Origin of the sequence: Dyadobacter sp. (assembly GCF_051859145.1) — a bacterium.
GTDB lineage: Bacteria > Bacteroidota > Bacteroidia > Cytophagales > Spirosomataceae > Dyadobacter.
Genome location: NZ_JBHYGF010000177.1, coordinates 1 through 8,099, shown reverse-complemented (window position 1 = coordinate 8,099; position 8,099 = coordinate 1). Strand labels below are relative to the sequence as shown.

At 49.3% G+C, this 8,099-nt stretch carries 6 protein-coding genes; 5 read left to right on the top strand and 1 reads right to left on the bottom strand.

Annotated features, from left to right (window positions below):
- Window positions 1-232 (top strand): sulfatase/phosphatase domain-containing protein (locus tag ACTIE6_RS11665; RefSeq protein WP_439556804.1); only part of this gene is annotated, 232 nt, incomplete at its 5' end.
- Window positions 233-242: 10 nt separating this feature from the next.
- Here ACTIE6_RS11665 and ACTIE6_RS11660 read toward each other — a convergent pair.
- Complete coding sequence (locus ACTIE6_RS11660) at window positions 243-977, bottom strand: FadR/GntR family transcriptional regulator (RefSeq protein ID WP_439556803.1); 735 nt, start codon at window positions 975-977, stop codon at window positions 243-245.
- Between the two features lie 153 nt (window positions 978-1,130).
- Between ACTIE6_RS11660 and ACTIE6_RS11655 the strand changes: the two genes are divergently transcribed.
- From ACTIE6_RS11655 to ACTIE6_RS11640, 4 genes are all read left to right on the top strand, one after another.
- Entirely contained in the window at window positions 1,131-4,517 is a 3,387-nt protein-coding gene (locus ACTIE6_RS11655) for a SusC/RagA family TonB-linked outer membrane protein (protein ID WP_439556802.1), read from the top strand.
- Window position 4,518: 1 nt separating this feature from the next.
- Entirely contained in the window at window positions 4,519-6,099 is a 1,581-nt protein-coding gene (locus tag ACTIE6_RS11650) for a RagB/SusD family nutrient uptake outer membrane protein (protein WP_439556801.1), read from the top strand.
- A gap of 24 nt (window positions 6,100-6,123) precedes the next feature.
- Window positions 6,124-7,065 (top strand): dihydrodipicolinate synthase family protein, encoded by a 942-nt coding sequence (locus ACTIE6_RS11645; RefSeq protein ID WP_439556800.1) that lies wholly within the window; start codon window positions 6,124-6,126, stop codon window positions 7,063-7,065.
- Between the two features lie 47 nt (window positions 7,066-7,112).
- The coding region (locus ACTIE6_RS11640; protein WP_439556799.1) for a Kelch repeat-containing protein at window positions 7,113-8,099 on the top strand (987 nt) is incomplete at its 3' end.

Genomic DNA, 8,099 nt, shown 5'->3' with positions numbered 1-8,099 from the left:
GCCCCATTTCGGTGTGAGCACAACCCACTACAAGCTGATCCGGTTTTACAAGCGCGTCGACTCCTGGGAGCTGTTTGACCTGAAAAAGGATCCTTCGGAAGAAGTCAACATATACGGCAAGCCGGGACTTGAAAAGGTTACCGCCGAGCTGAAAAGCAAGCTCGATGAGCTGATCAAATCGTACGATGACCGCGATGCGAGAAGCATTTTAGATGCAGGATCAGGGAAATAAAAAGGGTACGCTATTTCATAGCCAGCCTTGCAAAGTGGTTTTCCAAATGGCTGCGCATCCCGTTTCTCCGTTGCTCCGAATTGCCGTTTTCAATGATTTCGACAAGTCCCTTGTGCGAAACAAAATTTGCATTCGATGAATATTTGCGCAGCAAGCCGCTCTTATGCACGTAATCAAAAACGGGCAGGAGCATGCGCTGGAATTTCTTCATAGTCTCATTCCCCGTGATTTCATACAGCTTCCCGTGAAATGCGATTTCATGCTCGATCTGGAAAAGCATCCGGTCGGAGGATGAAGGCTCATTTTCAACCAAAACCTTCAAAGCAGCGATATCCTCGGGCGTAACGCGCTCCATAATGAAGTCGGCCATACCGATTTCCAGCGACAGCCGCATTTCAAAGATCTCTTTTAATGTATTACCATCCAGGATCTTCGGGTTCATGCTTTTTTCAAGAATGGACACCAGGTCTGGACTGGTAATCACGGCGCCGCGGTGCTTCTTTGATTCCACCAGTCCCATCAGCCGCAGACGCAGCATAGCTTCTCTCACCACCGTCCGGCTTACCCCAAGCGATTGCGCGAGTTCCAGCTCTTTCGGGATGGAGTCGCCTACCTTGAAATCTTTTTCGATGAATAATGCGATCAGGTTACTCTCAACTTTGTCTACCAGTGAGCTTGTATCAATGCTCTTGATGCTTTGAAAAATATCGTCCATTTGAAGCGTATAGCGTATTATGTATGACAAAAGTGCGTGTTTTATTCCAATCCGCAAGTGATTTTTTTATTATCAATTTACCACCAATAAAAATAATTTTCACAAGAAGCTTGGAATCAACATCCTGATACCTTTACCTTTATTATGTCATACATAATACAAATTCTTAAACTTAACCTTATTATGAAATTCAATATTACGCGCTTGAAAGTGCTTTTAAGCCTTTCCGGGGTTTGTCTGGCGATGGCTTTACAGGCACAGTCGGGCAGGTTGCTCACCGGCAGGGTGATCTCCGATGACGACAAGCAACCGCTTCCGAATGTCACGGTTTTGCTGAAAGGAAAAAGCATTGTCACGGAAACTTCGGTAGAAGGCGATTATTCGATCCAGGTGAGCGACGGCGATGTGGTGCAGTTCAGGATGGTTGGCTATGTAATCCAGGAAGTACCTGCGGGCACGGCTGCAACACTTGATATTTTTCTCAAACCTGACGTTTCTTCTTTAAATGAGGTCGTGGTGACGGGTTATGGATCAGCCAGCCGCACCAAGATCACTTCTTCCATTGCCAAGCTGGATTCCAAAGTGTTGGAAACGGGAATGCGCTCCAACCCGGCCCAGGCACTGGCCGGGACCATTGCAGGTGTGCGCGTATCGACGTCAACGGGTCGCCCCGGTTCGGTGGCAACGATTACATTGCGCGGCGGGACCAACTTCGACGGCAGCGGAAGTCCGCTAATCGTGGTGGATGGCCAGGTACGCGGTTCATTAAGCGACATTAATCCCGACGATATCGAAAGTATGGAAGTGTTGAAAGATGCTTCTGCCACAGCTATTTACGGTGCCCGCGCCAGCAATGGGGTGGTGCTGATCACTTCCAAAAGAGGCAAGGCGGGTTCTTCTTCCATTACATTTAAATCCAAAACAGGGATCAACTTCCTGAATGTGCCTTACGATTATCTTAATGCAGAAGATTATATCAAATGGACGCGGATGGGCGTGGTGGAAGCTATTAAAAATGGGGTAACTACTTCCTCGCTCCTGAGCGGCGTAGGTCCGCGCGGCACGGGCAACCTATATAAAGATGCAAACGGCAACATTCTGGACGGTAATTATGATTCACGCGCGATATGGAGCACAATGCGCCTCACCGACCAGAACCGCGAATTGCTAAATGCAAACGACGGCTGGAAAACGATGAGAGATCCCATCAAAACCAATGAAGCTGGCGCTTATGATCCCAATGGGACGAATGCGGATTTAATCTACAAAGATTTCAACTATGGCGATTATGCATTCAAATCGCCCGCAATTTCGCAGGACTACAACATCGGCATGAATGGCGGAAATGAAAAAGGCGGGTACTATGCCAATCTGGGCTACTATAATGAAGACGGGCTTTCACTCGGCACATTCTATCGCCGCTTGACATTCACATTGAATGGCGATTACAAGATCAAAAGCTGGCTGAAATCGGAAAGCAGTCTGGCATTTGCGCGCGCCAACTGGCGGGACCAATCGCTGCTGAACGGTGAGGCAAATTACTGGGGCAGGATGCTTTCAGCCCCTCCGACAATGCGCGGGACAAATACAAGGGGTGAGTTGCTCCTGGGCCGTGATGCAGGTGACGGTAACCCAAGCGTGAACATTGATAAGTTTAAAAGAAGAAATCAGTCCGACAAATTCACTCTTGGACAAGCATTCAAGGTGGATTTCAGCGATGACTTATATCTGCGTGTCGGCGGGATCCTAATGTACGACGAGGCTGAATCGGAATCCTTCAATCGCGATTTTCGCATCGGGATCATGAGCACGACTAATCCGAACACAGGCTGGAACCGGGATCGCGCTTCATCCGCAGGCTTCGACCGCACAATTCGTCAGACTTACAATGCCATTTTGAACTACAAAAAATCATTTCTGGGCAAAAGCTACATTGATGCGATGGCCGGATTTGAATATTACGACGAGGCTACGCGTGGTTTCTCCGCAGCGGGAAGACTGGCGCCCACAAACGATTTCCAGGATCTCGGCCTGACGATCAACGACGCCAACACCCGAAGTATCGACTCTTACCACACTCAGGAACGCATTATTTCAGCTTTCGCCAGATTGAATTACGATTACGACGGCAAATACCTGGCTTCGTTTACAGTGAGACGTGACGGTTATTCCAGGCTGATCGGCGACAATCAGTTTGGTACTTTCCCCGCATTCTCGGCAGGCTGGCTGGTGCATAAAGAGGAATTTATGGCCTCCACCCAGCAGTGGCTTTCCTTCCTGAAACTGCGTGCGAGTTATGGTAAAAACGGTAACATAGGTATCGGTACCAACAACGGAATCGGCGTTTATGAGTTGCAGGGTGCCTATAATTCACAAATTCCCTACAATGGCAGCATCGGATTTCTGCAAACGGGCGTAGCCAATCCGAACCTGAAATGGGAGAAAAGCAACACGGTGGAAGCAGGCGTGGAAATGGGATTTTTCAACAACCGCATTACGACCAACATAGCTGTTTATAACCGGGTTACGACGGACAAAATCGCCAGTGTGTTGCTGCCCACCTCCGCAGGTGTAACCAGCATTCGGACCAACAATGGCAGCATGCGCAACCGCGGCGTAGAATTGGAAGGTGTTTTCAAGGCTGTGCAAAAACAGGACTTTACTGTGCAAATTGGCGCGAATGCGGCCTGGAACAAGAACCTGGTATTGAAGCTGCCATTTAACGGTAATGAAAACAACCGTCAGGGTGGACAGCGCATTTACGATCCGCGCACAGGCAATGTGATCTGGGCGGGCGGCTTGCAGGAAGGGCAGGAGCCGGGCGAGATTTTCGGTTACGTGAGCGATGGTATCATCCGCACCGGCGAAGATCTGGACAGATACAATAAAATTGACATTGCCGCCGGTGAGGTGCAATACGGTGCTTCCGCCGGAAAAAGGGTTGCCAGCAATGCTTTGATCAACTCCAAAAATCTGAACAGGGCCACTTACATTTCAACGCAACTGGGCGATATGATGTGGAAAGATCTGGATCAGAATGACACGATTGACACCCGTGATATGGTTTCACTGGGACGGACTATCCCAAGATGGACAGGTGGTTTTAACACAACGATCCGCTGGAAAAACCTCTCCCTGTTCGCACGGATGGACTTTGCATTGGGTCATAAACAAATGGACTTCCAGCAAATGTGGTCACTGGGCAGCTTCCAGGGCGAATTCAATGCAACCGAAATGGTAAAAGAAACCTGGACTCCCGAAAATCCAAATGCAAAATACCCGCGCTATACCTGGGCGGACCAGCTCAATTCCAAGAATTTCGACCGTCCAAGCAGCATGTTCTGGGTGAACTCGTCATACCTTGCCTTCCGCGAAGTTTCCCTGAGCTACACAGTTCCCTCTTCACTTTTACAGCGGGCCAAAATAGCGGGATTAACATTTACCGCGACGGGACAGAACCTGGGCTACGTCACCAATAAACTGCTGAGCCTGCCTGAGCGCACTGGCTCGCAAAACAGCGCTTATACTATTCCTACAACCCTTATTCTCGGAGCCAACTTCACTTTTTGACATGATGAAAAAGATCAGAATTTACATCTGCTGGGCACTGCTTTCGGTGCTGGGCAGTTCCTGCCAGAACGCGCTTGAACTTGCGCCGCAGGATTACTTCGGGGACAGCAATTTTTGGCAGAATGAATCGCAGGTAAGCAATTTTATGGTGGGCTTGCACAAGCAATTCCGCGATAACCAGTTCCAATTTTTGCGCCTGGGCGAGTTGCGCGGCGGCACTTACAGTACCGTCGATCGTCAGGCTACCTCCCTGAACGAGCTTCCGGTGATCGAACAGCGGCTTGAAGAAACATCTTCGGGCGTGAGCAACTGGGCCGGATTTTACGGTCCGATTTTGCAGCTCAACTTATTTATCCAAAAAGTAGAAGCCATCACATTCCTTTCTGAAACCCGGAAAAGCTACCTCTTGGGCCAGGCTTATGCAATGCGCGCCTACTACTATTTCCATTTGCTGAGAACTTACGGCGGTGTGCCGCTGGTGCTGGAAGCCGATGTTTTGAATGGAACAACGGATGCGGTACAGCTGAGAAAACCGCGGGCGTCTGAGGCAGATGTAATGGCGGCTGTTAAGGCGGATGTGAACAAGGCTGTCTCGCTTTTTGGCGCGCAGGCTTCTGTGACAGACAAAAGTCAATGGTCGCCGAATGCGGCTTTGATGCTGAAAGGAGAGGTATTGCTGTGGTCTGCCAAAGTGTATGGCGCAACCGCCGATCTGGCCGAGGCAAAAACGGCATTAAATGCAGTGACAGGCAGTACGCTGCTTTCCAGTTTTGCCAATGTTTTTGCCTATAACCAGAAGAACAATAACGAGATCATCTTCGCAATCCGTTACCGCGTAGGAGAGGCGGAAATGAGCAATGTGGCGGCTTATACCTATTCAACCTTCAACTTTAACGGGCTGCATTACAAAGATTCAACCGTAACAGCAGGTGTCGGGAATTTCCTGGTAGACCCGCTTGTACTGGCCGCGCCCAATTCCATGCAAGTGATCCAGCGCTATGCATACACTTTTGAGCTGTTCCAATCTTATGATCTGGCCGACAGCAGAAGGAATGCGACTTTCTATGATTTTTACAAAGTCAATACCGATGTAAAACCTTATGTAACTACGATCAGAAACACGGCACTGGTAAAATTCCTGGGAACAATAGACGCGAACAAACGCTATTTCTCCGACGACTGGCCTGTGTACCGTGAAGCCGATCGCCTCTTAATGCTGGCCGAGATCACGAATGCAGAAGGCGGAGATCCGACGCAATACATTCAGCCCGTGCGTGACCGCGCCTTTGCGCCTGCGAAAGATCCGAAGCCATTCAAAAATGCAGGAAAAGATGCCAATGAGCTGGCGATTTTTGAAGAGCGTACCAAAGAATTTGTACACGAAGGAAAACGCTGGTACGACCTCCGCCGCATGAAGTACGGCGCTGAACCGCTTATATTTAAGAGCGTAAACCATCCCTACGGGGTTTTAGACAAAACCACCCAGGCTTACCGGATTTTGTGGCCGATCGAGGCCGCGATCTGGACCAATGATCCGCTGGTGGCACAGACACCGGGTTATCAAACAGCAAGACCAAATTAAGCATCCGATTTTCACTAATATATTATGAATTTACATTTGAAAGGCCTTATTGCCGCTCCGTTTACCCCCATGCGCGCCGACGGCAGCCTTAACCTGGATCTGATCCCGGCTTATTATCAATTTTTGAAACAAAACGGCGTCAATGGTGCGTTCATCTGCGGATCTACCGGCGAAGGTGTTTCTATGACCGTCTCCGAGAAAAAGCAGGTAGCCGAAGCTTGGGCAGATTGCGCCGGCGGCGATAAGGATTTTACCATCATGCCGCTGCTGGGCGGCACCTGTCTTGCAGATTGCATTGATCTGGCCAAACATGCCCAAGAGATTAGATTGGACGCGGTTTCATTTACCAGTCCGTTTTATTTCAAGCCCGCCAATGTGGAAATGCTGGCCGAATGCATTATCGCCATTGCCGGGCGCGTGCCGGAGATGCCGTTCTACTACTACCACATTCCCGTGCTCACGGGCGTAGGTTTTCCCATGTTTGATTTGCTGAAAGCCATCGACGGTCGTGTTTCGAATTTTGCGGGTATCAAGTATACGCATGAGGATTTTATGGATTTTCAATCTTGTCTGAATTTCCAGAATGGCAAATATGATATGCTTTGGGGACGTGATGAAAACATGCTTTCTGCATTGGCTGTGGGTGCAAAAGGAGCGGTAGGAAGTACGTTCAATTACGCCGCGCCGCTGTATCACGCGCTGATCGAGGCGTTTGAACAAAATGATATGACGAAGGCAGGTGCCTTGCAACAGCAGTCCATTGATATGATCCGCTTATTGGGCAAATATGGAGGAATTTCTGTGGGTAAGGCTTATATGAAGGTTGTTGGGATGGATTGTGGTACATTTCGCCTGCCGGTAAAAAACATGAGCGAGGCGCAGTTTGAAGCATTTCAATCGGACGTTGCTGCGCTGAATTTTGATACTTTTAAATCAGGCCAGTCACTGGTCAAAACCATTCATTAATGCAGCGCCAGGTTCCTTTTCTCTGTTTTTTACTTTGCTTACATTTTATGTGGTCACCAACCCTGCATGCCCAGGATCCAAAGGCAAATGAGATCGTGTGGACGGAGTTGACCGATCTCCCGCCAACATCTGACGCCCAGGAGCAGCTGGGCGTAGCTGGTGCATTCACGGGCGTGCACAAAGGCGTGCTCATCGTCGCGGGCGGTGCCAATTTTCCGAACGGAATGCCATGGGAAGGCGGCAAGAAAGTGTATCGCGATGAGATTTTTGTTTTGCAAAAAAAGCAGGATGCTTACGAGTGGATCACTTCAAAAACTGCTCATTTGCCCGTGAAAAAGGCTTACGGGGCGAGTGTATCCTTGGCGGAAGGCATTGTGTTTTTGGGTGGAGAGCAGGAAAATGGCGTAAGCAACAAGGCAGTTCTGATGCAATGGGATGCGTCAAAAAACGAATTAATTCCTAAATCCTTACCGGATATGCCGGTTGCGCTGGCCAATGCCGGCGCGACCAGCATCGGTAACACAATCTATGTAGCGGGCGGCGAGAACAATGGTAAACCATCCAATCAGTTTTTTGCCTTAAACCTTTCGGACGCTGCGCCAAAATGGGAAATTTTGCCTGCGCTGCCGGTTGCTATGTCGCATTCGGTGGTGGTGGCGCAGCACAATGGCAAGCAATCGCAGGTTTACGTTTTGGGCGGAAGAAGCGCGACAGCGAGTGGGATCAGTGACTTGCACAGCAGCAATTTTACGTATGATCCGGTTAAAAAATCCTGGCAGAAACTGGCCGATATCAGCGACGGAAAACAGGTTACCACATGGTCTGCCGGAACGGGCGTGGCAAGCGGCGCTTCCTACATCCTGCTGATCGGCGGGGACAAAGGCAATGTGTTTCACCAGATCGAAACATTCAATGCGCAGATTTCCAAAGCTGAATCAGCCGAATTAAAGCAAAAACTGCAAGCTGAAAAAGTGGCATTACTGACTTCCCACAAAGGTTTCAGCAAAGACATTTATCTATACAACACCATTACC